We start from the raw sequence: 24,153 nt of genomic DNA on the forward strand, positions 1-24,153 counted from the left end.
GCCAGTCCGGCAGCTGCTGCGACCAGGTGGCTTCGGCGAAGGTGTAGCTGGAGGCGCCGAGCACCGCGACGAACACCTGCGCCTGGCGGATCTCGCCGCTGTGCCGGTCGATCACCGGCACCGTCTGGCCGGCATAGTCGACGAACAGCTTCTCGCCGACGCGGTGCTCCTGACGCATCACCACGTCCAACTTGCCCTGCCAGGCTCGGTAATGCTCACAGAACCAGCTGTACTGAAAGCCCTGAGACTGGCTCAGGCGGTACTCCTGCCAGAGCAGCGCCAGGGTTACGCCGGGGCGGCGCAGTTCGGCATGCACCCATGCCCAATCGGGTAAAGGCCGCTTCTCGCTGTCAACCGCCGGGGCCCGCGGGAACAGTTGCTGCTCCAACTCGGCATCGGACAACGAACAGGGCCAACTGAGACCGCTGGCGGCAAAACGACAGAGGTAATCACCGGCACTGCTGTGGCCAGTACCCAGGCTGCGGGCGATCTTGCGCACGGACAGGCCGCAGTCGAACTTGAGGCGCAACACCTCTCGGATTTTACGCATGGACAAACGCTCCACGACGACCTCTCTGCTTCGAAAAAGAGGTCGATGGTAGTGAATAAATCCTGCGTAGCTGCCTGCCTGGAAAGTGTCCGGATGGCCGTGGAATCGGTGTCCGGATGCTCGTGGAATGAGTGTCCGGATCAGCGTGGAATCACTGTCCGGATGTGCGTGGAATGGGTGTCCGAGTCAGCGTGGAATCCGCACCGACAGGTTGCTCTCGTGCGGGGTGAACAGATACAGCTCGATCTTGTGCCGTCCAGGCTGCTTCAGCGTGCGGGTCAGCTGCAGGCGGAAATCACCTTTGCGCTTGAGCGAAAACACGGAACCCCCAAATGACAGTAAAACGCGGCCAGCTTACCAAGCTTTGCTAGCAGGTACGCGAGGCTGGCTTCTGCCTGAGCACGGCTCTGTCGGGAAGCCTTGCGCATAGCCCTTTTGCCTGTCCCAGGCTATGCAACAACGCGAGGATAACTGCTCGCCGCATTCGCAAGTTTGCTAGTCACCACAGCGCGCTCGCTGCGCTCCGGGCAACACGCTTGTCTGCCGCGGCTCACAGCAGCAGTCGAGCTACCTGCGGCTGACAAGGAAATGATCGATTGAAGCATCCAATTGTGTACCGGATGAAATTCATCCTATGATTGAAACATGGGATGAATTTGAAGGTGATCATATGTCGCTGCAGTACACCTCGCGCTCGTCACTTGTAGAACGGGTAATTGAGCAAATGCGGTCGCAGATCAATGCTGGCGAATGGACGCCGGGTATGCGAATTCCTACCGAAAGCCAGCTCAGCAACTCTTTAGGTGTTGGCAGAAATACCGTCAGAGAGGCAGTGCGAGCGCTGGTTCATACCGGGGTGCTGGAGGTCCGCCAGGGTGCGGGGACGTTCGTGCTCTCCAGTCGAGACCCGTCTGGATTACTCCAGCGCCTAGATCACGCCGCGCTGCATGACCAGCTCGAAGTCCGACGCGCGCTGGAGGTCGAAGCTGCGCGTCTGGCAGCGTCGCGGCGCACGGATGAGGACCTGCAAACGATACGTGACGCTCTCGGAGCGCGAGGGACCTGGACCGATAACGCCTCACTTGAAGCGTTCGTCGAACGAGATGCCGATTTTCATCTGAGCATCGTCTGCGCCAGCCACAACACCACGCTGCTGGAAATGTATCAGTTCTTCTGGGCGGGTCTGCAGAACACCATTGCCAAAACGGAGCGCGAGCAGCAGCTCCCGGAACCCTCCTATGCAGCACACGCAGCTGTCTATGACGCCATAGCCCGCGGTTGTCCCGAGCAGGCTGCCATAGCGGCCAGCGAGCTACTGACTCCGGCGCTCGAAACGCTGGCCAGTACGCTGGGAACCGATTCTCGAAACGCGGACACAAGGGAGTAGAACTTTCATGGATCACTCGATCACGACGTGGGCAATTCTGCTGGTTGCCGCTTTTCTTGGCGGCGGGCTGAACGCCATTGCCGGTGGCGGTAGTTTTTTCACGTTCCCGGCATTGGTTTATGCCGGCGTGCCTGCTGTGGTGGCCAATGCCTCAGGCACGCTCGCGCTTCTACTTGGCTATTTTGCAAGTACCTGGGGCTATCGAGAGGACCTGCGCCCGCCAGCAACGCTGTCGATGGGGACGCTCGTTGCCATCAGCCTCGGCGGCGGTGCAGTAGGGGCGGGGTTGCTGCTGACCACGCCCGATGACGTATTCCGTGCGATCGTGCCTTGGCTATTGCTTATCGCGACGCTGCTGTTCGCCTTCGGGCCCTGGTTATTGCGCAGGTTCAAGCGCGATTCGACCGAAAATGAGGCGAATGCACTGGTGCAGGGTTTCACTCTGGCTGTTGTCAGCCTATACGGCGGCTACTTCAATGGCGGTCTGGGCATCGTGCTACTCGCTGCATTCAGCTTGCTCGGCCATCGAGACATCAACTCGATGCAGGGGCTCAAGAATCTGGTTTCGTCTGTACTGACCGCGATCGCCGTGTCTGTATATGCATTCGGCGGTGCGATCCTATGGCGCGAAGCGCTGGTGATGATGCTGGCGGCGACTGTCGGCGGCTATGTCATGGCACGCGTCGGTCGCCGGCTCCCTTCGAGCTTCGTTCGGGCGGTCGTGATCATCACAGGTGCCGTGATGACGGTGCTTTTTTTCCGCGCCTGATACCGGCTTGCTCCATAGGGACCGATTCCGCCTTCTCGCCAATCACTGCTTTCGCTTAAACTTGATGAGAATTGTTATCTTTAAGCGATGGGTGCATCCACCCAACAGGGAGTGGCAATGGGCGGATACCTGGCTGATGTGCTGGTTATAGAAGACGATCAGGTTCTCAGCGTGTCAGCTCAGAACCAGGCGGACGTCGATGTTCCCGCGAGTTGCATTGGAGTACGGGCAAACCTGATGTGCAGCGTCGATCAGGCTTTGGGCCAGCTCCCGGTCAAGGCCTGGCAGGCTGATCTGCAGCTCGACCTCGAGGCCAAACCCGCCAGGGATCTGGCCGATACCGACGTTGGCGGTAACCGCGGTGTCGGCCGGCAACGTTTGCTTCTGCTGGCCAGCGACGAACTTCAGGGCGCCAATGAAGCACGCCGAATACCCGGCCGCAAACAGCTGTTCCGGGTTCGTTGCGTCGCCTCCCTGACCGCCCAGCTCGCGAGGAGTGCTCAACTTGACGTCAAGGTTGCCGTCCGACGAAACGGCTCGCCCATCGCGCCCTCCGGTGGCCGCAACGGTTGCTATGTAGAGAGGCTGAATGGGTTGCATGATTTTCTCCTTAGCGTAATGGAATTTATTTTGCGCGCTAACTAAATGCCGTGAGGAAGGTAGTCAGGATTTACTTTGCGCGCAAGGTTTTTCGCCCTTCGGCCATTCCGCCGCTGGCACAGCAGCGAGCATCGTCGGGCCGCTAGGAGGGATTAGGCGAGTTTTTGCAGTGCGGTGCGCAGGGCGATGATTTGCGTCTTTAGCGCTGCCACCGTTTCCGCGGTCTGCCCGCTGGCGCTGAGGATACTGGCCGGAAAGCATTCGGCTTCAGCCTGTAATGCTCGACCCTGCTCGGTCAGGCGCAGTTCCACTACCCGTTCGTCATCGCTGCGGCGAGTGCGAGTGATGAAGCCTTCAGCCTCAAGCCGTTTCAGTAGCGGTGTGAGCGAGCCCGGATCGGTCAGCAGGCGCGCGCTGATGTCACCTACGGTGATGCCATCGCCTTCCCATAACACCAACATCGCCAGGTACTGCGGATAGGTTAGGCCGACCCGTCGAAGCATCGGCTTGTAGACCTTGGTCATCAGCAACGAGGTCGAATGCAAAGCGAAGCAGAGTTGATTGTCCAGCTGCAGGGCCGGACAGGAGCGGGGCTTGGTCATGATCAGAATGGTCAGGAAAGGTGGCATAACGTTATCGCCCAAACCTCTGGCGCGCAAATGTAGCGAAATCACGCCTGTTAGCCGTAATAGCAGGGCTGTAGGAGCGCCTGTCAAAACGAGCTCATTCGCCTTAAAGAGAGAGAAGCGGGAGCTTATAAATAGCGGCTCATTTTCAATGAAATTAGATTAGCGGTTACGTGCGTATTGTTCTTGTCGCGCAGTTGAACACCTACAGAAAAGTTTTTGATATCTCAGCAGGCGTTCGGTTGGTTATGGACTAGCGCTATCCCATTAAAAATGGTTGACGATTGTAGCCCGGTATCTATCCGTCTGCTCTCTTTATCGACGGTAGAGGACGACCTCTGACCGCCTGTCGGCAGCCTCGTCGCCAAGACTCAAGTACATTCCAATGCTGGTATTAATTCCGCGCCGTATACGCTGGCTGCCATGCCTGCGCCAAGCTTGACTCGAATCAATTCTTTCCCTATCTGGGATTAATACCAGATCAATTATTCTGCGCCTTTAATAAGCTTCTTTTGAATTGATAGGGTGCGCCGCAACTTTTTACTCCGACGCATAGTTTTCTCGTGACTAAACTGATGATCGAGATCAACTCGGTGTTAAGAGGGCCAGGCATGCGCCATTGTTCTAGAGTTCTGCTGCTCGTGTTGCTGGTTTTACCAAGTGCCCTTTGGGCGCAAGCGAAATCCAGTAGCGATGTAAGTTACCGCCCAGATGTCACGATTACACTTAGGACCGACATCGCAGATGGAAAACTCGTCTATGTCAGTGAGTCCGGCCCGACGCGTGGCGAAGTGAATCCCGAATTGCGGGTGCCCGAAGGTGCGGTGGTTCAGATCAATCTGATCAATGGCGACGGCGCAGTGCATGATATCGCCATACCTGAATTCGACGCTGCGTCCAGCGAAATTTCCGGCAAGGGCGCGGCGACCGGAATCGTGTTTCGTGCGACCAAAAGCGGGACGTTCGAGTACTACTGCACACTGCCTGGCCACAAGGCTGCGGGAATGGTCGGCAAGCTGATTGTGGGCGATGGACCGGCGGCGGTCGTCGAACAAGGCAAGGATTTGTCCAAGGATCCAACCCAGGTAGGCGAGCCGGTTGGTGACCGTGAACCGAAGAGCATCACCCTTGACCTTCGCACGACCGAGGAGGAGGGCCGCCTCGCCGACGGGAGTACCTACAAATTCTGGACGTTCGGCGGCACGGTGCCCGGCCCCATGGTGCGGATACGCGAGGGCGATACCGTCACCCTTAATCTCAGTAACGAGCCTGACAGCGCCCATATCCATTCCATTGATCTGCACGCCGTGACCGGCCCTGGTGGTGGTGCGGCGGTTACTCAGGTGGCACCGGGGCAAACACGCTCCTTCACCTTCAAGGCATTGCAGCCGGGGCTATACGTCTATCACTGCGCTACGCCGATGGTTGCTCAGCACATCAGTAACGGCATGTACGGACTGATTCTGGTCGAGCCGGAGGGTGGACTGCCGAAGGTCGATCACGAGTTCTATGTAATGCAGGGTGAGCTGTACACCGCCAGCCCCAGGGGCGCGCGCGGTCTGCATGAGTTCTCGCTGGACATGCTGCTGGGTGAAACGCCGCAACACATGATGTTCAACGGCGCGACCGATGCGCTGACCAAGACCCACAAGATGGAAGTCAACGCAGGCGACAGCGTGCGCATCTTCTTCGGAGTCGGTGGCCCCAACCTGATCTCCAGCTTTCATGTGATCGGTGAAATCTTCGACAAGGTCTTCGACCAGGCTTCGCTGACCAGTCCGCCGCTGACGGATGTGCAGACGACCCTCGTACCTGCCGGCGGAGCGACCATGGTCGAGTTCGTCGCGGATTACCCGGGCAGATACATCCTCGTTGATCACGCCCTTTCGCGCGCCGAGAAAGGCCTGAGCGGTGTGCTGACGGTGAAGGGCGACGCGGATTCCTCGATCTTCTCCAGCCCCGAACCGATCGATCCGCACTCCGGGCACTGAGCGCGGTTTGCTTATACGGCAGCTAACGCTGCGAAGGAGAAAGCATGCAGGCTCGAAAGCTCTACGGCCCGTTGAAGATCCTGAGTGTGGTCGTGCTGGCGCTGATGTTCGGCGCGATGCTCTATGCATTCACGATGACGCTCATTCACTGGACAGGCATCAATGTCTGAGGGCACGCCATGAACAACCGTCAAGCGAGGCTCTTCGCGATTGCTGCAACCGGTGTGGCGACGCTCGTGTTCATCGGGCTGACGGTGGATAGCCACCGGCAGTTTCCCAAGCTGACCAATGCCGACAGCATCACGGCGGAGGTCAAGCACGGGATGGATGTCTGGCACAAATACAACTGCATCAACTGCCACACGCTGTTCGGCGAGGGCGCGTACTACGCGCCCGATCTGACGAAGATCACCCAGCATCGCGGCGAGCCGTATCTGAAGGCTTATATGCGCGATCCCTCGAAGTTCTACGACGAGAAGATCCATCGGCGTCTGATGCCGAAACAGGACCTGGCCGAAGACGAAATCAGTGACCTGATCGCCTTTCTCGACTGGGTCAGCAAGGTGGACAACCAGGGCTGGCCGCCGCGACCGATCCTGGTGACCGGCAGTTTCGTGCCGGGCGCAGACACACTGAAGACAGGCGGCGAGCAGCGCAGTGATTTACCGCCTGGTGCCCGGCCGGTGGATTCCGGGGATGACGAGCGCGCGCTGGGTGAGCAGGTTTTCCGAGGCGCAGTGCCTGCCTGCAATGCCTGCCACTCCACCGCACCCGGCGCTGATATGGCTGGCCCCACGCTCGCCGGTGTTGCAACTCGGGCGGCGGCTATCGTCGCGTCGCCCGACTACCAAGGGCAGGCGCAGGATGCGCGCGGATATATCCGCGAGTCGATCGTGTCACCCAGCGCGCACATCGTTCCCGGCGCGATGTATTCGGCAGACGGCACCTCGTTCATGCCGACCGGTTACGACGGCAGCCTGACGGATGAGCAGATCGATCAGCTGACGGCCTATCTCGAAACGCTCAAGTGACACGACGGCCAAGCCGACCCACGTTCGCTTCAAGGGGAAACTACGATGCGCTATCAGTCCCAATCGGTCGCCTACTGGTACTTCGCGGTCGCGATGGTGTTGTTCGGCCTGCAGCTGGTGTTCGGCCTGCTCTCGGCAACCAAGTACATCGGGCCGGACCCGCTGTTGTATATCCTGCCTTTCGACGTGACCAAGGTGATTCACACCAACCTGCTGATCGTCTGGGTACTGACCGGCTTCATGGGGGCGACCTACTGGATGATTCCGGAAGAGTCGCGCGCCGAGCTGCATAGCACCAAGCTGGCCTATGTACAGCTGGTGCTTTGGACGCTGATGGGCGTCACGGCGATCATCGGCTACCTGTTCCGCTACGGCACCGGCAACAAGCTGCTCGAGCAGCCGTTGCCGCACAAGATCGTCATCGTCATCTGCATGCTGATCTTCCTCTACAACATCGGCATGACGATCCGCAAAGCGGGGCGTTTCACCACGACCGAAGCTGTGTTGATGATCGGCTTTGTCAGTGCCGCACTCCTGTACTTGCCGGCGTTGCTGCATTACGAGAACTACACGGTTTCCATTTTCTATCGCTGGTGGACGATTCATCTGTGGGTCGAAGGCGTCTGGATGATGATCATGGGCGGCTTCCTGGCCTACCTGCTGATCCGCTTGTCCGGTGCGGATCGGGAAGTCATGGAGAAATGGCTGTACGTGATCGTCGGCCTGGTGTTTCTCGCCGGCATCCTCGGCACGGCGCACCACTATTACTGGGTCGGCGTACCCACTTACTGGCTGCCGATTGGCGGGTTTTTCAGCGCGCTTGAGCCGCTCGCGCTCGTCGGCATGGCCGCCTATGCCTACGGCGCCATGCGCCGCTCGGGGCTGGCGCACCCGAATACGCTGGCGTTGCACTGGACGATCGGCAGTGCACTGTTCTCGCTGTTCGGTGCCGGGCTACTGGGCTTGGCTCATACCTGGCCGAGCGTCAACAAATGGACCCATGGCACGCTAATCACCGCGATGCACGGCCATGCCGCGTTCTACGGTGCCTACGCAATGATCGTCATGGCGATGATCAGCTATGCCTTGCCATCACTGACTGCCGGACGACGGGAGCAGGGCACGGCGCTGGGCTACTGGGCGTTCTGGCTGCAAATCACCGGCATGTTCGGCATGACGCTGTCGTTTGCCACCGCAGGCATTGCGCAGGTCTATCTGGAGCGAATCATGGGCATGGGCTATCTGGATGCACAGCTGAAGATTCAGATCCATTTCGTGATGCTCATTGCCACCGCGTCGCTGTTCACCGTGGGCGTTGCCCTGTTCATCTACGACTTCTTCCGCTACACGCCACGCTTCGTCCTAGATGATACGGAGCCGGTGCTTGCAGAGAGGGAGGTACACCCGACGTGACGTTGCCCGAATACCCGCCACTGGCGAAAGCAAGTGAGGGGGAGCCGTTCTACGTACCGTGCGGCAATGAAGTCGCGATGTTCGAGCGCTGCCATGCGCGTGGCTTGGCAGTCATGCTCAAAGGGCCGACCGGCTGTGGCAAGACCCGCTTCGTCGAACATATGGCCTGGAAACTGGACCGGCCACTGATCACGGTGGCTTGCCACGATGATCTGTCGGCCAGCGACCTGATCGGGCGTTTCCTTATTCGCCATGACGGTACCGTCTGGCAGGATGGCCCTCTCACCCGCGCCGTGCGTGAGGGGGCCATCTGCTATCTGGATGAAGTCGTCGAGGCGCGCCAGGACACCGTGGTCGTCCTGCATGCCTTGACCGATCACCGGCGCCTGCTGCCAATCGACAAGACCGGTGAGTTGCTGATGGCTGCGCCGGGCTTCCAGTTGGTGATCTCCTACAACCCGGGCTACCAGCGCATGCTCAAGGATCTCAAACCGAGCACCCGCCAGCGCTTCGTGGCCATGGACCTGGATTTCCCGGGCGAAAATGCGGAGGCGAAGATCGTCGAGCGCGAGAGTGGTGTCGACGCACCGACTTCGCGTGCCCTAGTCACGCTGGCCCGCAGGCTGCGAGCGCTGCGGGACCGCGGCCTGGCCGAGGTGCCGAGTACTCGTCTGCTGATCGCCGCGGGTGCACTCTGCGTCGATGGCATACCCGTTCGGGAAGCGTGCCTGGCGGCAATCGTCTCGCCACTTTCGGACGACGAATCCTTGGTCGGAGCGATGCGCGATCTGGTCGACGGAACCTTCATCTAGACCATGGCCGAAGCCGAGGAGGTTCTTACCGACGCTGCGCGGCATGCCACGGTCTTCGCCCAGCGCCTCTGGCGTCGCTACAGTCCCGCGCCGGACGCACCGGCAAGTCTATCGCTGAGCGAGGTGGCGGAGCGTCTGGAACTGCTGCTGTCGGCGGTGTTCGGCAACAGCTATCGGCTGCGCATCGCCCAGCCGCCGGCGCGACCGACCTTGCTGGGCAACTGGTTCGGCCGCACGCCCAGGCCGCAGCGATTGGCGGCAGTACCGGCAACCGATGGCACAAGCATCTGGCTTCCTCGCTCGTTGGATATCCCTGATCGAGCACTGGCGGCGAATCTCTACAAAGTGATGGCCTTGCAGCAGGCAATGCGCATCCGCCGCGGTAGTGCACTGAGCCTCTGGCGCAGCCTCCCGCCACTTGCCGGGGCGCTGTACCACATACTTGAAGTCCAAGCGGCCGAGCGTGAACTGCTGGAGGAAATGCCAGGGTTTGCTGAATCGGTGCGGGCATTGCGGGCCTGCGCATTCGCGCGTCGTCCACCGCTGAGTGCATTCGGTGCGGCACGACGCCCTCTGGAGGCTCGCGTGCGTGCATTGCTGGTTGGCGAAGCTGATTGTGTTCCGCAGTCACCTACGCCTGAAGCGTCGTGCGAGCTGGCCGTGCGATTGTTGGCTGAATGGGGGCTGGAACCTGCCTCTGGAGAACGCATCGGTCAGGAGCCGCTCTTCGCTGATTGGTGGACCGGCATGCTGTTGGCACCTTCGCCGCACCATCAACACTCCGCCGGCGCTCAGAGTCAGTTCGACCCCACTCAGGCAGTGCCGCAGAGCGTGCGACTCGAACGACGCCCCGACATTCGCCAGGCGCGCCCCGATGAGGATGAATCGGAGGAAAGCGGACCGCTGATGATCCAGCTGGACGAGCCACATCCCCACGCTGAGGACCCGATGGGCTTGCAGCGGCCCATCGATCGGGACGATGCGGATGCGGAGCTGTTCGGTGAAATGCTCGGCGATCTTCCTCAGGCGCGTTTGGTGGCGTCACCAGGGCGACCCAAAGAGGTGTTGCTGGCTGATGATCCTCCGGATGCCTCTGCTATCGCGCTTGCGCCCGGCGTTTCGGTTCTGCAGCGAGGCATCGCCTATCCCGAATGGGACTACCGCAGGCAGCATTACCGCGAGCAGAACGCCCTCGTGCAGGTACGCACGGCCCCGCCGGGTAATCCAGTCTGGGTAGCGGAAACGCTCGAGTCCCATCAGGGATTGCTCGAGGGGATTCGCCGCCGCTTCGAATTGCTGCGCACCCACCGGGCCTGGTTGCGCGGTCAGGTCGATGGCGATGAGCTGGACCTGGATGCCTATGTGGATGCGGTTGCGAATCTGCGGGCTGGCAGCGGGCTGACCGATCGTCTGTACCGCAGGCAGCGTTGCGCGGAGCGGAACCTGGCCATCCTGCTGCTCATCGATGTCAGCGGATCGACGGACAGCTGGATATCCCAGGGGCGACGCGTGATAGACGTCGAGCGCGAAGCCTTGTTGCTGGTCAGCATCGCGCTGCAGAGCCTGGGTGCGCCCTATGCGATTCAGGCATTCTCAGGGCAGGGCAGGGAGGCGGTGGTGGTCCGCGATATCAAAACCTTCGAGGAGGCTTATGGCCAGGAGGTAGCGCTACGCATAGCGTCGTTGGAGCCGGAGCATTACACCCGCTGCGGCGCGGCGATCCGTCACGCCAGCGCCAATCTCATGTGCCAGCCGGCGGCCCGTCGACTGCTGCTGGTGTTGTCCGATGGAAAGCCTAGCGACAACGATGACTACGAAGGGCGATACGGAGTCGAGGACACCCGCCAGGCGGTTCTGGAAGCTGTGCTGCAAGGTATATCGCCGTTCTGCCTGACCATCGACCGGCAGGCCAGCGCCTACCTGCCGCGTATATTTGGCGCAACCCGTTATGCACTGTTACCACGCCCTGAGCTCCTGCCTACCGTTCTACTCGACTGGATGAAGCGTCTGGTGCAGGGATAGTTGGCCAGCATATGTCCTCGATTTTCGGCTGGGCTGATGTAAGTAGTGATTGCCTGGCGCGGCTCGGCTTTTGCTCGGCGCGACGGGCAGGGTGACTTATGTCAATCGAGCCACTAGAATGCTTGCCCATTCTGGGGCCGGAACGCCCGGCTTATGTCTGTGCAACGAGGAAAATCCATGCAAGTTTCTGTTGAAAGCACCTCCGCTCTTGAGCGCCGCATGACCATCGGCGTGCCGGTCGAGCGCATCGAGACCGAAGTCAACAAGCGTCTGCAACAGACCGCCAGCCGTGCCAAGATCCCTGGTTTCCGTCCCGGCAAAGTGCCGATGAGCGTGATCCGTCAGCGTTACGAAGAAGCCGCCCGTCAGGAAGCGCTGGGCGATCTGATCCAGTCGACATTCTATGAAGCCGTCGTTGCCGAGAAGCTGAACCCGGCCGGCGCGCCGTCCGTCGAGCCTAAAGTGTTCGAAAAGGGCAAGGATTTGGAATACGTCGCCACCTTCGAAGTGTTCCCCGAGTTCGAAGTGGCCGGTTTCGAGGCCATCGAGATCGAGCGCCTGCAGGCCGAAGTCGCCGATGCCGACGTCGACAACATGCTGGAAATCCTGCGCAAGCAGAACACCCGTTTCGAGAACGTCGAGCGCGCTGCCGAGAGCGGCGACCAGCTGACCATCGATTTCGTCGGCAAGATTGACGGTGAGACCTTCGCTGGCGGTTCGGCCAAGGGCACTCAGCTGGTGCTGGGCTCCGGTCGCATGATTCCTGGTTTCGAAGACGCGCTCGTTGGCGCCAAGGCCGGCGAAGAGCGCGTGATCAACCCCACCTTCCCCGAGGACTATCAGAACCTCGACCTGGCCGGCAAGACTGCCGAGTTCACCGTCACCGTGAATGCCGTCGCCGCTCCGCAACTGCCCGAGCTGAATGACGAGTTCTTCGCCCAGTTCGGCGTGCAGGAAGGTGGCGTCGAAGGCTTCCGTGCTGAAGTGAAAAAGAACATGGAGCGCGAGCTGCGTCAGGCCATCAAGACCAAGGTGAAGAATCAGGTCATGGAAGGGCTGGTCGCTGGCAACCCGATCGAGGTGCCCAAGGCGCTGATCGACAATGAAGTGAACCGTCTGCGCGTGCAGGCCGTTCAGCAGTTTGGCGGCAACATCAAGCCCGAGCAGCTGCCGGCCGACCTTTTCCAGGAGCAGGCCAAGCGCCGCGTTGTTCTGGGTCTGATCGTGGCCGAAGTGGTCAAGCAGAAGGAGCTCAAGCCTGATGAGGCCCGCGTTCGCGAGCTGATCGAGGAAATGGCCTCGGCCTACCAGGAGCCGGAGCAGGTCGTCGCCTGGTACTACAAGAACGCCGAGCAGTTGAACGAAGTTCGCTCGGTTGTGCTCGAAGAGCAAGTTGTAGATACTGTCCTGCAGCAGGCTAAAGTGACCGATAAGTCGGTCTCCTACGAAGAAGCTGTCAAGCCTGCGGAAGCCCCGCAAGCAGCCTGATTTCTTCATATATTCGAGTGCACAAACATAAGCCAGCCTCGTGCTGGCTTATGTCTTTTGAGGCATGACATAGGGAGTATCGTTGGAACATGTCCCGCAATCCTTTTATGCAAGCTCCGGACATTCAGGCCGCCGGTGGCCTGGTCCCGATGGTGATCGAGCAGTCCGCTCGCGGCGAGCGCGCCTATGACATTTATTCCCGACTCCTCAAGGAGCGGGTGATCTTCATGGTCGGCCAGGTCGAAGACTACATGGCCAACCTGATCGTCGCGCAGATGCTGTTCCTCGAGGCCGAAAACCCCGAGAAAGACATTCACCTGTACATCAACTCCCCGGGCGGCTCGGTGACTGCAGGTATGTCGATTTACGACACCATGCAGTTCATCAAGCCGGATGTGTCGACCATCTGCATCGGCCAGTCCTGTTCCATGGGGGCTCTGTTGTTGACCGGTGGCACCGCGGGCAAGCGTTACTGCCTGCCGCATTCGCGGATGATGATCCACCAGCCGCTGGGCGGCTTCCAGGGTCAGGCTTCGGATATCGAGATCCACGCACGTGAGATTCTGACCATCCGCGAGCGTCTGAATAAAGTACTGGCTCACCATACCGGTCAGCCGATGGAAGTGATTGCCCGCGATACCGACCGCGATAACTTCATGAGCGGTGAAGACGCCGTCAAGTACGGCTTGATCGACCAGGTTCTGACCCAGCGCCAACTGGCGGTCTGATCCCTGCAGCCTGCGATATGTGGCTGCTCCGTGGGCTTGAAAAAGCCCACGATTGCCTTCATCTTGTGTTTCAAGCCTTCCCGATTGGATCGATCGAATGACTGACACCCGCAACGGCGAGGACTCCGGCAAACTGCTCTATTGCTCTTTTTGCGGCAAAAGCCAGCATGAAGTACGCAAGTTGATCGCCGGGCCCTCCGTTTTCATCTGCGACGAGTGCGTCGACCTGTGCAACGACATCATCCGCGAGGAGGTGCAGGAAGCGCAGACCGAGAGCAACGCGCACAAACTGCCTGCGCCGAAGGAGATCAGCGGCATTCTCGACCAGTACGTCATTGGTCAGGAGCGCGCCAAGAAGATCCTGGCGGTGGCCGTTTACAACCACTACAAGCGCTTGAACCAACGCGACAAGAAAGAAGAAGTCGAGTTGGGCAAGAGCAACATTCTGCTGATCGGTCCAACCGGCTCGGGTAAGACGTTGCTGGCCGAAACGCTGGCACGCCTGCTCAATGTGCCCTTCACCATCGCCGATGCCACTACCCTCACCGAGGCGGGCTATGTGGGCGAGGATGTCGAGAACATTATCCAGAAGCTTTTGCAGAAGTGCGATTACGACGTTGAGAAGGCCCAGATGGGCATCGTCTACATCGACGAAATCGACAAGATATCCCGCAAATCCGATAACCCGTCGATTACTCGGGACGTATCCGGTGAAGGCGTGCAGCAGGCACTGCTGAAGCTGATCGAAGGCACCGTTGCGTCCGTCCCGCCACAGGGTGGTCGCAAGCATCCGCAGCAGGAATTCCTGCAGGTGGATACGCGCAACATCCTGTTCATCTGCGGTGGTGCGTTTGCCGGTTTGGAGAAGGTCATCCAGGGTCGTTCAACTCAGGGTGGTATCGGCTTCAATGCCGAGGTTCGCAGTAAGGACCCGGGCAAGAAGATCGGCGAGGCGTTGCGCGCCGTGGAGCCTGATGATCTGGTTAAATTCGGCCTGATTCCTGAGTTCGTTGGCCGTCTGCCGGTGATCGCGACGCTCGATGAACTCGATGAGGCTGCGCTGATCCAGATTCTGACCGAGCCGAAGAATGCGTTGACCAAGCAGTACGCCAAGCTCTTCGAACTCGAAGGCGTGGATCTGGAGTTCCGCCCGGATGCACTCAAGGCAGTCGCTTCGCGCGCTCTTGAGCGCAAGACCGGCGCACGTGGTCTGCGTTCGATTCTTGAAGGTGTGTTGCTCGACACGATGTACGAGATTCCTTCGCAGAAGGAGGTCAGCAAGGTTGTCATCGATGAAAGCGTGATCGAAGGCACATCTCAGCCGTTGATGATTTACGAGAACAGCGAGCCGCCAGCCAAGGCGGCGCCTGAGGCGTAATCGAACAAAGGGGCCTGCGGGCCCCTTTGCATTTGGTCCGCCGCCTTGTTTTTTAAGGTGTGTGCCCTCATCTTTGTTGCAAGGGCATCGCCCATCCGTTTACCGCCGAATGGCCGCCGTAGAGCTGAATTATGAAGACAACCATCGAATTGCCCCTTTTGCCGCTGCGCGATGTGGTGGTTTACCCGCACATGGTGATCCCGCTTTTCGTTGGCCGTGAAAAATCCATCGAAGCACTCGAATCCGCCATGGCCGGCGATAAGCAGATCCTCTTGCTGGCGCAGAAGAACCCCGCTGATGACGATCCAGGTGAAGATGCGCTGTACCGTGTTGGGACGGTGGCGACCGTGCTGCAGCTTCTCAAGCTGCCAGACGGAACCGTCAAGGTACTGGTCGAGGGCGAGCAACGTGGTGTGATCGAGCGCTTCGTCGAGGTGGATGACCACTGCCGCGCCGAAGTTTCCTTGATCGAAGAAGCTGAGGTCGACGCGCGCGAATCCGAAGTATTCACGCGCAGCCTGCTCAGCCAGTTCGAACAGTACGTGCAGCTGGGCAAGAAGGTTCCCGCCGAGGTTCTTTCCTCGCTGAGCAGCATCGATGAGCCCGCGCGTCTGGTCGATACCATGGCTGCGCATATGGCGCTGAAGATCGAGCAGAAGCAGCAGATTCTCGAAATCACCGACCTCCCGGCGCGCGTCGAACACGTGCTTGCGCTGCTTGATGCCGAGATCGACCTGCTGCAGGTCGAAAAGCGCATTCGCGGTCGCGTGAAGAAGCAGATGGAACGCAGCCAGCGCGAGTACTACTTGAATGAGCAGATGAAGGCCATTCAGAAGGAGCTCGGCGATATCGATGAGGGCCACAACGAAGTCGACGAGCTGAAGAAGCGCATCGAGAACGCCGGCCTCAGCAAAGACGCCTACACCAAGGCCAACGCCGAACTCAACAAGCTCAAGCAGATGTCGCCGATGTCGGCCGAGGCGACAGTGGTTCGTACCTATATCGATTGGCTGGTAAATGTGCCGTGGAAGGCTGCCAGCAAGGTGCGTCTGGATCTGGCGAAGGCTGAAGAGGTGCTGGATGCCGATCATTACGGCCTAGAAGAGGTCAAGGATCGTATCCTCGAGTATCTTGCCGTCCAGAAGCGCGTGAAGAAGCTCAAGGGGCCGGTGCTGTGCTTAGTAGGCCCGCCGGGCGTGGGTAAGACCTCGCTGGCCGAGTCCATTGCACGCTCGACCAATCGCAAGTTTGTACGCATGGCACTGGGCGGCGTACGGGACGAGGCCGAGATTCGAGGTCACCGCCGTACTTACATCGGCTCCATGCCCGGTCGTTTGATTCAGAAGATGACCAAGGTAGGGGTTCGCAACCCCCTGTTCCTGCTCGACGAGATCGACAAGATGGGCAGCGACATGCGAGGTGATCCGGCGTCGGCTCTGCTGGAAGTGCTCGACCCCGAACAGAACCACAATTTCAACGATCACTACCTCGAGGTGGACTACGATCTTTCGGACGTGATGTTCCTCTGCACCGCCAACTCAATGAATATTCCTGCGCCGCTGCTCGACCGTATGGAGGTCATCCGGCTGCCGGGCTACACCGAGGACGAGAAGGTCAACATCGCCATTCGTTACCTGGCGCCCAAGCAGATCGAGGCCAACGGCCTGAAGAAAACCGAGTTGGAGTTTCAGGAGGCGGCGATTCGCGACATCATCCGCTACTACACCCGCGAGGCTGGTGTGCGCAGCCTGGAGCGCCAGCTGGCCAAGGTATGCCGCAAGGTCGTGAAGGAGCATGCCGCAGAGAAGCGTTTCCACGTTGTGGTGGATGCGGACTCGCTGGAGCACTTCTTGGGCGTGCGCAAGTTCCGCTATGGCCTTGCTGAGCAGCAGGACCAAGTAGGGCAGGTGACGGGTCTGGCGTGGACCCAGGTTGGCGGCGAACTGCTGACCATTGAGGCTGCTGTGGTGCCCGGAAAGGGGCGCCTGACCAAGACCGGCTCGCTGGGCGAGGTCATGGGCGAATCGATCACCGCGGCTCTTACAGTGGTTCGCAGCCGTGCCGCGAGCCTGGGCATGGCGGCTGATTTCCACGAGAAGCAGGACATTCACATCCACGTGCCCGAAGGTGCGACTCCGAAAGACGGCCCGAGCGCCGGTATCGGCATGTGCACTGCACTGGTTTCCGCGCTGACTCAAATTCCGGTGCGCGCAGATGTCGCAATGACCGGCGAAATAACATTGCGCGGGCAGGTGCTTGCAATTGGCGGATTGAAGGAAAAACTTCTGGCTGCTCATCGGGGTGGGATCAAGACGGTGATCATTCCGGAAGAAAATCAGCGTGATCTGAAAGAGATTCCTGAAAATATTAAGCAAGACCTGCAGATTAAACCGGTGAAGTGGATTGACGAGGTCCTGCAAATTGCGCTGCAATACGCGCCGGAGCCCTTGCCCGATGCGGCTCCCGAGATTGTTGCAAAGGACGACAAGCGCGAGCCTGATTCCAAGGAGCGAATCAGCACGCATTAGTCTGGAAGGCCACGTTGACACACTTCAGGCGCCCTTGTTTAATCGGTCTCTTGTGTCATAGCCATCTAGCACCGCTTTGCTTACACCCGAAAATTAAAGATACGACTCAACAGAAATAAGGGGACTTAGAGTGAACAAGTCGGAACTGATCGATGCCATCGCTGCATCTGCTGATATCCCAAAAGCTGTTGCTGGCCGCGCGCTGGATGCAGTGATCGAATCCGTCACCGGTGCCCTGAAGGCTGGTGACTCCGTGGTACTGGTTGGTTTCGGTACTTTCGCTGTCAAGGAGCGCGCTGCGCGCACTGGTCGCAACCCGCAGACTGGCAAGCCGATCAACATCGCTGCTGCCAAGATCCCGGGCTTCAAAGCTGGCAAGGCTCTGAAAGACGCTGTCAACTAAGCGTCTTTCTACCCGGCCAGTCAGCTCGCGCTGCACTGGCACGGGGCGGTTGTCGAGCAGGCCTGGCTTGCTGCAATCTGGCTTGGGGGGAATAAGCCCAACCGCTCCAAAAGCTCCGAGAAGGCGCATCCCTGGATGCGCCTTTCTTTTATCCGGTTTCCACCCGCGTTGCGCATCCGATCGCGCCGCAGACTCCTGGGGGTCGCATGCTTCAGAACATCAGGGACAATTCGCAAGGCTGGATAGCCAAAACCATCATCGGCATCATCGTAATGCTGCTGGCGTTGACTGGCTTCGAGGCTATCTTCAATGCCGCAAGCAACAACCAGAATGCCGCAGAGGTCAACGGCGAGGAGATTTCCCGTTACGACCTTGACCAGGCAATGAACATGCAGCGGCGCCAGCTTGCGCAACAGCTTGGCCAGGATTTCGATGCTTCGTTGCTGGATGATCGTCTGCTTCGTGATTCCGCGCTCGGTTCGCTGATTGATCGCATGTTGCTGTTGCAGAGTGCCAAGAACGCCAATTTCGCCTTCTCCAGCGAAGCACTCGACCAGCTGATTCTGCAAACCCCCGAATTTCAGGTTGACGGCGCTTTCAGCGCTGCACGTTTCGATCAGGTCATCCAGCAGATGGGCTATTCCCGTCTCCAGTTCCGCCAGCTGCTCGAGCAGGAAATGCTCATCGGACAGCTGCGGGCCGGCATCTCCGGAACCGGGTTCGTTACCGATCAGCAGGTTGATAACTTCGCGCGTCTCGAAATGCAGACCCGCGACTTCGCCACTCTCACCCTGCCTGCTCAGCAGGAGGCAATTGAGGTCGGTGACGAACAGATCAAGGAATACTACGAGGCAAACGCTGACCGTTTCCGTACACCTGAGCAGGTCATCGTCGAGTATGTCGAGTTGAAGAAAGAGTCATTCTTCGATCAGGTCGAAGTGTCTGACGAGGAGCTGCAAGAGCTTTATCAGAAGCAGATCGCCAATCTGGCCGAGCAGCGTCGCGCTGCGCATATCCTCATCGAGACCGGCAGTGAGCTGAGCGACGACGAAGCCAAAGCCAAGATCGATGAAATTGCTACCCGGGTGAAGAACGGTGACGACTTCGCTGCAGTCGCCAAGGAAGCCTCTCAGGATCCAGGTTCTGCGAGCGAGGGTGGTGATCTTGGATTCGCCGGACCGGGCGTGTATGACCCGGCATTCGAAGATGCACTCTATGCCTTGAATGAGGGCGAGGTCTCGGCACCGGTCAAATCCGAATTCGGCTGGCACATCATCAAGCTGCTGGGTGTTCAGTCGCCGGAGGTTCCTGCCTTCGAGAGCTTGAAGCCCCAGCTGGTACGCGAGCTCAAGGCGCAGCAGGTTGAGCAGCGCTTCGTCGAGACCAGCAAGCAGCTGGAAGATTCGGCATTCGAAGCATCCGACCTGGCCCAGCCCGCTCAGGAGCTCGGCTTGATGGTGCAGACCACGGAAGCCTTCGGGCGTGACGGTGGCGAAGGCATCACGGCCAATCGTCAGGTGATCCAGGCTGCTTTCAGCGACGAAGTACTGGTGGATGGCGCCAACAGCAGCGTCATCGAGCTCGATCCCGATACCTCCATTGCGCTGCGCGTGAAGGAACACCTTAAGCCTGCGGCTATCCCGCTTGCGGATGTGCGTGAGGATATCGTCCAGCAGCTTCAGCGCAGCCTGGCTGCCGAAGCGGCACGCGCCAAGGGTGAGCAGTTGTTGGCGGACCTGCGCAAAGGGCAGCAGCCTGATGACGCCCAATGGCAGGCCGTAGAGGCTGCCACGCGCAGCCAGGAAGGCGTTGCACCAGCCCTATTGCAGGCGGTATTCCGCATGCCGCGTCCGGAACAGCAGGATAAGCCGAGCTATTCCGGCGTGGCGCTGAGCAACGGCGATTACGCGGTTGTACGCCTGAACGGCGTCAATGAGCCGGAAGCGGCGCTGACCGATGAAGAGAAGCTGAATTATCGACGCTTCCTTGCGTCTCGCGTCGGCCAGCAGGACTTCGCAGCGTTTCGGCAGAAGCTGCAGGCTGAGGCGGAAATCGAAAGATTCTGACCGCCAATTGACAGACGAAACCACTCAGTTTCGTCTGTCAAACAGAGAGGACGCCCCGACTGGTTCGGGGCGTTTTCGTTTGAAGCAGTTGAGTGTCAGCGGAGCAGTTCACGCCCCAGCCAAGGCCCTTGGCGTAGCAATGCCGCGTGAACCTGCACCAGTTCCGCGCCTGCACGCATGCGTGCCTGCAGCTGGCTTGCGGTCTGGATGCCGCCAACCGAAAGCAAAGCCATGTCATTTCCGCAGAAACGACGCAGGTGCTCAATCTGTTCGCAGGCTTGCGCCTGTCGTTGTGGGTCTTGCCAGGCCAGATAGCGCTCGCGCGTCGCCGGTGGCCCAGGGTCATGGGCAGCGAGCAATCCGTCGAATCCAAGCTCAAGTAGCAGCCCGGCAAGCGAGAAGGGAACCTGCTCAGGAAGGCAGCGCAGCTTGGCTATGAGCGGAACCCAACGCTCACCTTTCAGATTAAGCTGATGCTGTTCTTCACGAAGCGCGGTCAGCAGGTTGTGCAACCGCGCGCCCTGATGAAGCAGCGGGGCGCTGGACGGACCGATCAGGTTCAACACGAGATAGTCAGCATGCCGCCAGGCACCGCGTAGCAACGCGCAGGTCTCGGCGGTGGAGCATCTGGCGTCCAGGGTCAGATTCACGCCTAGGCGTGCATCGCCTGGCGGGATTGGCTGCAGCCGGGCGAGCGCAGCCGCTGTCAGGCTGCCGATCTCGTTGAAGCCGAATCCCAGCGGAGCGACACGCCGTCCCAGTGCACCGTGGCGGTCAAAGCCCGCCGCAATACCCAACGGCGTCGGGAATTCCAGCCCCATTACCGTGACCGGGTGACGCGGCACCGCGCTCAGGCGGCACGCGACGCTGGTGAGATTGAGAGCGATACGATTGCGCAGCGCTTGCCAATCCATCGGCTTATCCATGGCGTTGCTCGAAGTCCGCCATGAAACCCACCAGCTGTTGCACACCCGATACTGGCATCGCGTTGTATAGGCTGGCCCGCACGCCGCCAAAGGCAGCATGCCCGCGCAGATGGGTCAGGCCGCATTGCTCGGCCTGGTCAAGAAAGATCTCGGTCAGCCCTGCGTCGGCCAGTTGAAAGCAGACATTGATCGACGAGCGATCCTGGACCTTCTGCGGGCAGTGGTAGAGATCGCTGCCGTCGATGTAGCGGTACAGCAGCGCGCTTTTTTGTCGAGCAGCCGTTGCCATCGCCTCAGCGCCGCCTCGTTGCTTGATCCAGCGCAGCATCAATGCAGCGACATACAGGGTGAAGGTCGGTGGTGTATTGAAACGGCTCTGTTGCTCGGCTTGGACCGCATAGCTGAACGCGGCTGGGAGACCAGCTGGCGGTGCTTGCAGAAGATCGTCGCGCACGATGACGACGCACAACCCGGCTGCACCCAGGTTCTTCTGTGTGCTGGCGTAGATCACTCCGAAGCGCTCGACTGGAACGGGGCGGGTGAGGAAATCCGAGGTCATGTCCACAACCAGGGGCACCGGCAGCGCAGGAAACTCCTGCAGTTGCAGTCCATTGGCGGTTTCGTTGCTGGTGATATGGCAGTAGCCAGCGAACGGATCGAGCCGCCAGTGCGCTGGTGAGGGGAGGGCTGTGAAGTCCTGATCCGTCCCACTGGCGATGACGTTCACAGGCGCGTGACGGCGCCCCTCGGCAATTGCCTTGCGTGCCCAGTGGCCGCTTTCCAGGTAGTCCGCGCCTTGTCCCGGGCGCAGCAGATTGAGCGGTAGCAGGCCGAACTGCGCCGATGCGCCGCCTTGCATGAAAAGCACGCGATAGTTGCTCGGAATCTCCAGTAGTGCACGCAGGTCGGCATCGGTTTCAGCCATCAGCCGTTTGAAGGCGCTGCTGGTGAAGGGGTGCTCCAGTATGGAGAGTCCGCTGCCACGCCAGTCCTGCATTTCCTCGCGGATCTGCGCCAGCACGTCGGTAGGCAGCATCGCCGGGCCGGCAGCGAAATTGTAGTGCCCGGACTGCTCAGAATAGATGCAGGCCATGACTACCACTCGCCATGAGGAACAGCAGGGGAAAGGACAGGATCGTGTTGCTGCGCGACGAAAGGAAGGTGATCCGCGAGCAGCGCACACGCTCCTCCAATGTCGCCGGGACGAAGCCGAGCAGCTTCTTCTGATGCGGCCAGAGCACCAGCCAGAGGTTGAGCAGCATCAGCGTGCCAATCCAGGCGCCCAGGCCGATCACTGCCAGCGGGCCTTGTAGAAGCAGTGCATCAGCCAGCCAGCCGCGCTGCCAGAGCATGAGCATGCCGGACACCCAGACCACCACGGAGGCGTAGCGGAAGATGCCGTGCTCACGTTTCATCCGCGCTTCGAGATCGCTGTTCAGCGTAGCGGTGTCGATGCCGTTCTGCAGTGGCACGAAGCGCGGGTTCTGGATGAAGTTGGCATAGTTGTGTCCGACCCAAACCAGCGCGAACAGTAGGTGCGCGTAGCGGGCCAGCAGATCGAGGATCGGCAACTGCATGCTCACGTCACCAGCCAGTAACGCAGTAACAGGTAGCAGCCGAGCGTCAGCGCGAGTCCGGCGCTGACGGTGCCGCCGAACGAGTCATGGGGCAGTTTCAAGTTCCACCCCCTGACTGGCCTGTCGGGCGATCAGCGTGCCTTGCGGGCGCGTGGCATCCTGCGCCAGTTCAACGGCCTGGCGAATCAGCTGATGATGTGGAGATTTACTGCAGGCCGGGTCGGTGTTGGCACCGTTGCCGGTCAGCAGCAAGGCCTGGCAGCGGCAGCCGCCGAAATCCTTCTCCTTGTCATCACAGCTGCGGCAGGGTTCGGGCATCCAGGCGTCGCCGCGGTAGAGGTTGAACACCGGCGAGTCGTGCCAGATCTGCTCCAGTCGTTGCTGACGCACGTTGGGGAAGGCGAGGTTCTTGAAGTTGCTGGCCTGGGAGCAGGGAAGCACGTTGCCGTTCGGCGCGATAGTGACGTGAATGGCGCCCCAGCCATTCATGCAGGCCTTGGGGCGACCTTCGTAATAGTCGGGGATGACAAAGAAGATGGTCAGGCGATTGCCATAACGCTCACGCGCCTTGTGCACCTCGTCTTCGGCTCTCTGCAACTCGGCATGGGTCGGCATCAGCGCATCGCGGTTGAGCAGTGCCCAGTTGTAGTACTGCACGTTCGCCAGCTCGAGGTACTCGACTCCCAGTTCGACGGCGAACTCGATGATGTCCGGCACCTGAGCGATGTTCTGCCGGGTGATCGGTACGTTGAGCACCATGGGGAAGTCCATTGACTTGATCAGGCGTGCCATGCCGAGCTTGCGCTCCAGGGCATCGACGCCGGCCAGCTGACGTGCCACGTCACGGTCGGTGGACTGGAAACCGAGCTGGATGTGGCGTAGTCCGGCATCCTTCAGGGCGCGTAGGCGCGCCTCGGTCAGTCCAATGCCGGAAGTGATCAGGTTGGTGTAGTAACCCATGCGGTCAGCCTCGGCGACAAGCGTTTCGAGGTCCTTGCGCAGCGTGGGCTCGCCGCCGGTGGCGTTCAGCTTGACGATGCCTTCGGGGTACAGCAGCACGTGGGCATGCTGTGAGTCTTCCCAACGAAAGAGGAAGGGCGGGCGGATCTCGTAACAGCTGGCGGGCAAAATTTTTGTCGTTGTCATCATGTCCATCCTCGCTCGACCGGCGTGAAGCCATGTGCGATCACGCCGGTCAGGGGCTCAGCGTACGTAGACGTACGCAGTGACTTCGAAGCCCAGACGCAGGTCGCAGAAGTCCGGATTGATCCACTGCATGGCGTATCTCCTCATTGGTTGGTGTCAGGAAAAGCAATGTCGCACCCCGAAGCTAAGGCGCTTTGCCACGGCGACTAATAAGACTTTGGGGTTGGTTTTGCCGCCTTTTGGTCGCGCTTTTCTTGCGTTGCGGGAGAATTTGCGCTGTGGGTCAGTGTCCTTGTTCGGCGTCATTTTTAAGGTGCTATTCAAGGCCTATTCTGCTCGGCTTTGTTCTCCCGCTTCGCCATGCCCGAGCCAATCGCAAACCGCCATCAACGCTGCCTCTGCGCCTTGCCATCTACTACCAAATGAGGAGCCCTCCGCTGCCATGGGTGCATACCGGAGCGAAGACCCCACTGCCTAAGATCGGTCCATGTCCTGTGCACCTTCCGGCACAGGCTCCGACAAGCAGAAGAAGAGAGGCCCATCATGATCTACGCCCAGCCCGGTACCGCAGGCGCCGTCGTATCCTTCAAGCCGCGCTACGGCAATTACATTGGTGGTGAATTCGTGCCGCCGGTCAAAGGCGAATACTTCGTCAACACCTCGCCGGTCAATGGTGAAGTGATTGCCGAATTCCCGCGTTCGGGTGCCGAGG

General features: G+C 59.8%; 23 protein-coding genes and 1 pseudogene. 15 read left to right on the forward strand and 9 right to left on the reverse strand.

Annotated elements, in window-relative coordinates; all coding sequences use genetic code 11:
* Both IEG05_RS21115 and IEG05_RS23510 read right to left on the reverse strand, forming a co-directional pair.
* A partial coding sequence (locus IEG05_RS21115; RefSeq protein ID WP_191122682.1) for a transposase occupies positions 1-550 on the reverse strand: 550 nt, incomplete at its 3' end.
* A gap of 186 nt (positions 551-736) precedes the next feature.
* The gene (locus IEG05_RS23510; protein WP_263481121.1) at positions 737-871 is read right to left on the reverse strand and encodes a hypothetical protein; all 135 of its coding nucleotides are present in this window, start codon (positions 869-871) and stop codon (positions 737-739) included.
* Between the two features lie 349 nt (positions 872-1,220).
* On the opposite strand from IEG05_RS23510, the gene IEG05_RS21120 reads away from it, so the two are divergent.
* Both IEG05_RS21120 and IEG05_RS21125 read left to right on the forward strand, forming a co-directional pair.
* Positions 1,221-1,937, forward strand: a complete 717-nt coding sequence (locus IEG05_RS21120) for a FadR/GntR family transcriptional regulator (protein WP_046619540.1) — start codon at positions 1,221-1,223, stop codon at positions 1,935-1,937.
* Between the two features lie 7 nt (positions 1,938-1,944).
* Positions 1,945-2,706 carry a sulfite exporter TauE/SafE family protein gene (locus tag IEG05_RS21125; RefSeq protein WP_046619368.1) on the forward strand — a complete coding sequence of 254 codons (762 nt, stop codon included), beginning with the start codon at positions 1,945-1,947 and terminating at the stop codon, positions 2,704-2,706.
* Positions 2,707-2,880: 174 nt separating this feature from the next.
* On the opposite strand, the gene IEG05_RS21130 is transcribed toward IEG05_RS21125, so the two are convergent.
* The gene (locus tag IEG05_RS21130) at positions 2,881-3,306 is read right to left on the reverse strand and encodes an organic hydroperoxide resistance protein (RefSeq protein WP_023445812.1); all 426 of its coding nucleotides are present in this window, start codon (positions 3,304-3,306) and stop codon (positions 2,881-2,883) included.
* A 152-nt stretch (positions 3,307-3,458) separates the two neighbouring features.
* Positions 3,459-3,908: a MarR family winged helix-turn-helix transcriptional regulator gene (locus tag IEG05_RS21135; RefSeq protein ID WP_200899450.1), complete on the reverse strand. Its 450-nt coding sequence runs from the start codon at positions 3,906-3,908 to the stop codon at positions 3,459-3,461.
* A gap of 599 nt (positions 3,909-4,507) precedes the next feature.
* Here IEG05_RS21135 and nirK point away from each other — a divergent pair.
* The 12 genes from nirK to IEG05_RS21190 all read left to right on the forward strand — a co-directional run bounded on the left by nirK (position 4,508) and on the right by IEG05_RS21190 (position 19,792).
* On the forward strand, positions 4,508-5,923 hold the full coding sequence (gene nirK / locus IEG05_RS21140; protein WP_224742942.1) for a copper-containing nitrite reductase: 1,416 nt from the start codon (positions 4,508-4,510) through the stop codon (positions 5,921-5,923).
* A 44-nt stretch (positions 5,924-5,967) separates the two neighbouring features.
* Positions 5,968-6,093: a hypothetical protein gene (locus IEG05_RS23515; RefSeq protein WP_015277086.1), complete on the forward strand. Its 126-nt coding sequence runs from the start codon at positions 5,968-5,970 to the stop codon at positions 6,091-6,093.
* Positions 6,094-6,102: 9 nt separating this feature from the next.
* Entirely contained in the window at positions 6,103-6,954 is an 852-nt protein-coding gene (locus IEG05_RS21145) for a c-type cytochrome (RefSeq protein WP_046619363.1), read from the forward strand.
* 45 nt (positions 6,955-6,999) lie between these two features.
* Positions 7,000-8,367 carry a cbb3-type cytochrome c oxidase subunit I gene (locus IEG05_RS21150; RefSeq protein ID WP_023446634.1) on the forward strand — a complete coding sequence of 456 codons (1,368 nt, stop codon included), beginning with the start codon at positions 7,000-7,002 and terminating at the stop codon, positions 8,365-8,367.
* Positions 8,364-9,179, forward strand: a complete 816-nt coding sequence (locus IEG05_RS21155) for a CbbQ/NirQ/NorQ/GpvN family protein (protein WP_046619361.1) — start codon at positions 8,364-8,366, stop codon at positions 9,177-9,179. Before IEG05_RS21150 ends, IEG05_RS21155 begins: the two co-directional genes overlap by 4 nt.
* A 3-nt stretch (positions 9,180-9,182) precedes the next feature.
* Positions 9,183-11,201, forward strand: coding sequence for a nitric oxide reductase activation protein NorD (locus IEG05_RS21160; RefSeq protein WP_191122683.1), 2,019 nt, complete (start codon positions 9,183-9,185; stop codon positions 11,199-11,201).
* A gap of 177 nt (positions 11,202-11,378) precedes the next feature.
* Complete coding sequence (gene tig, locus IEG05_RS21165; protein ID WP_014820285.1) at positions 11,379-12,689, forward strand: trigger factor; 1,311 nt, start codon at positions 11,379-11,381, stop codon at positions 12,687-12,689.
* Positions 12,690-12,778: 89 nt separating this feature from the next.
* The gene (gene clpP, locus IEG05_RS21170) at positions 12,779-13,417 is read left to right on the forward strand and encodes an ATP-dependent Clp endopeptidase proteolytic subunit ClpP (RefSeq protein ID WP_046619355.1); all 639 of its coding nucleotides are present in this window, start codon (positions 12,779-12,781) and stop codon (positions 13,415-13,417) included.
* Between the two features lie 97 nt (positions 13,418-13,514).
* Positions 13,515-14,795: an ATP-dependent Clp protease ATP-binding subunit ClpX gene (gene clpX, locus IEG05_RS21175; RefSeq protein WP_102831730.1), complete on the forward strand. Its 1,281-nt coding sequence runs from the start codon at positions 13,515-13,517 to the stop codon at positions 14,793-14,795.
* Positions 14,796-14,926: 131 nt separating this feature from the next.
* Complete coding sequence (lon, locus tag IEG05_RS21180; protein ID WP_102831731.1) at positions 14,927-17,323, forward strand: endopeptidase La; 2,397 nt, start codon at positions 14,927-14,929, stop codon at positions 17,321-17,323.
* 130 nt (positions 17,324-17,453) lie between these two features.
* Positions 17,454-17,726 carry a nucleoid-associated protein HU-beta gene (gene hupB / locus IEG05_RS21185; protein ID WP_003282502.1) on the forward strand — a complete coding sequence of 91 codons (273 nt, stop codon included), beginning with the start codon at positions 17,454-17,456 and terminating at the stop codon, positions 17,724-17,726.
* Positions 17,727-17,932: 206 nt separating this feature from the next.
* Positions 17,933-19,792: a SurA N-terminal domain-containing protein gene (locus IEG05_RS21190; RefSeq protein ID WP_191122684.1), complete on the forward strand. Its 1,860-nt coding sequence runs from the start codon at positions 17,933-17,935 to the stop codon at positions 19,790-19,792.
* Between the two features lie 95 nt (positions 19,793-19,887).
* Here IEG05_RS21190 and IEG05_RS21195 read toward each other — a convergent pair whose 3' ends face one another.
* From IEG05_RS21195 to pqqA, 5 genes are all read right to left on the reverse strand, one after another.
* A complete protein-coding gene (locus IEG05_RS21195; protein WP_191122685.1) occupies positions 19,888-20,706 on the reverse strand; it encodes a beta/alpha barrel domain-containing protein in 819 nt (272 codons plus the stop codon).
* A 4-nt stretch (positions 20,707-20,710) separates the two neighbouring features.
* On the reverse strand, positions 20,711-21,811 hold the full coding sequence (gene serC / locus IEG05_RS21200; RefSeq protein ID WP_046619349.1) for a 3-phosphoserine/phosphohydroxythreonine transaminase: 1,101 nt from the start codon (positions 21,809-21,811) through the stop codon (positions 20,711-20,713).
* Positions 21,792-22,295 (reverse strand): urate hydroxylase PuuD, encoded by a 504-nt coding sequence (locus IEG05_RS21205; RefSeq protein WP_046619347.1) that lies wholly within the window; start codon positions 22,293-22,295, stop codon positions 21,792-21,794. Before IEG05_RS21205 ends, serC begins: the two co-directional genes overlap by 20 nt.
* Before the next feature lie 84 nt (positions 22,296-22,379).
* Positions 22,380-23,441, reverse strand: coding sequence for a pyrroloquinoline quinone biosynthesis protein PqqE (gene pqqE, locus IEG05_RS21210; protein ID WP_224742943.1), 1,062 nt, complete (start codon positions 23,439-23,441; stop codon positions 22,380-22,382).
* 57 nt (positions 23,442-23,498) lie between these two features.
* A complete protein-coding gene (gene pqqA / locus IEG05_RS21215; protein ID WP_194291615.1) occupies positions 23,499-23,588 on the reverse strand; it encodes a pyrroloquinoline quinone precursor peptide PqqA in 90 nt (29 codons plus the stop codon).
* Between the two features lie 396 nt (positions 23,589-23,984).
* On the opposite strand from pqqA, the pseudogene IEG05_RS21220 reads away from it, so the two are divergent.
* A pseudogene (locus IEG05_RS21220) lies at positions 23,985-24,153 on the forward strand (aldehyde dehydrogenase family protein); the annotation flags it as partial.

Source organism: Stutzerimonas kunmingensis (genome assembly GCF_014764705.1).
Lineage (GTDB): Bacteria > Pseudomonadota > Gammaproteobacteria > Pseudomonadales > Pseudomonadaceae > Stutzerimonas.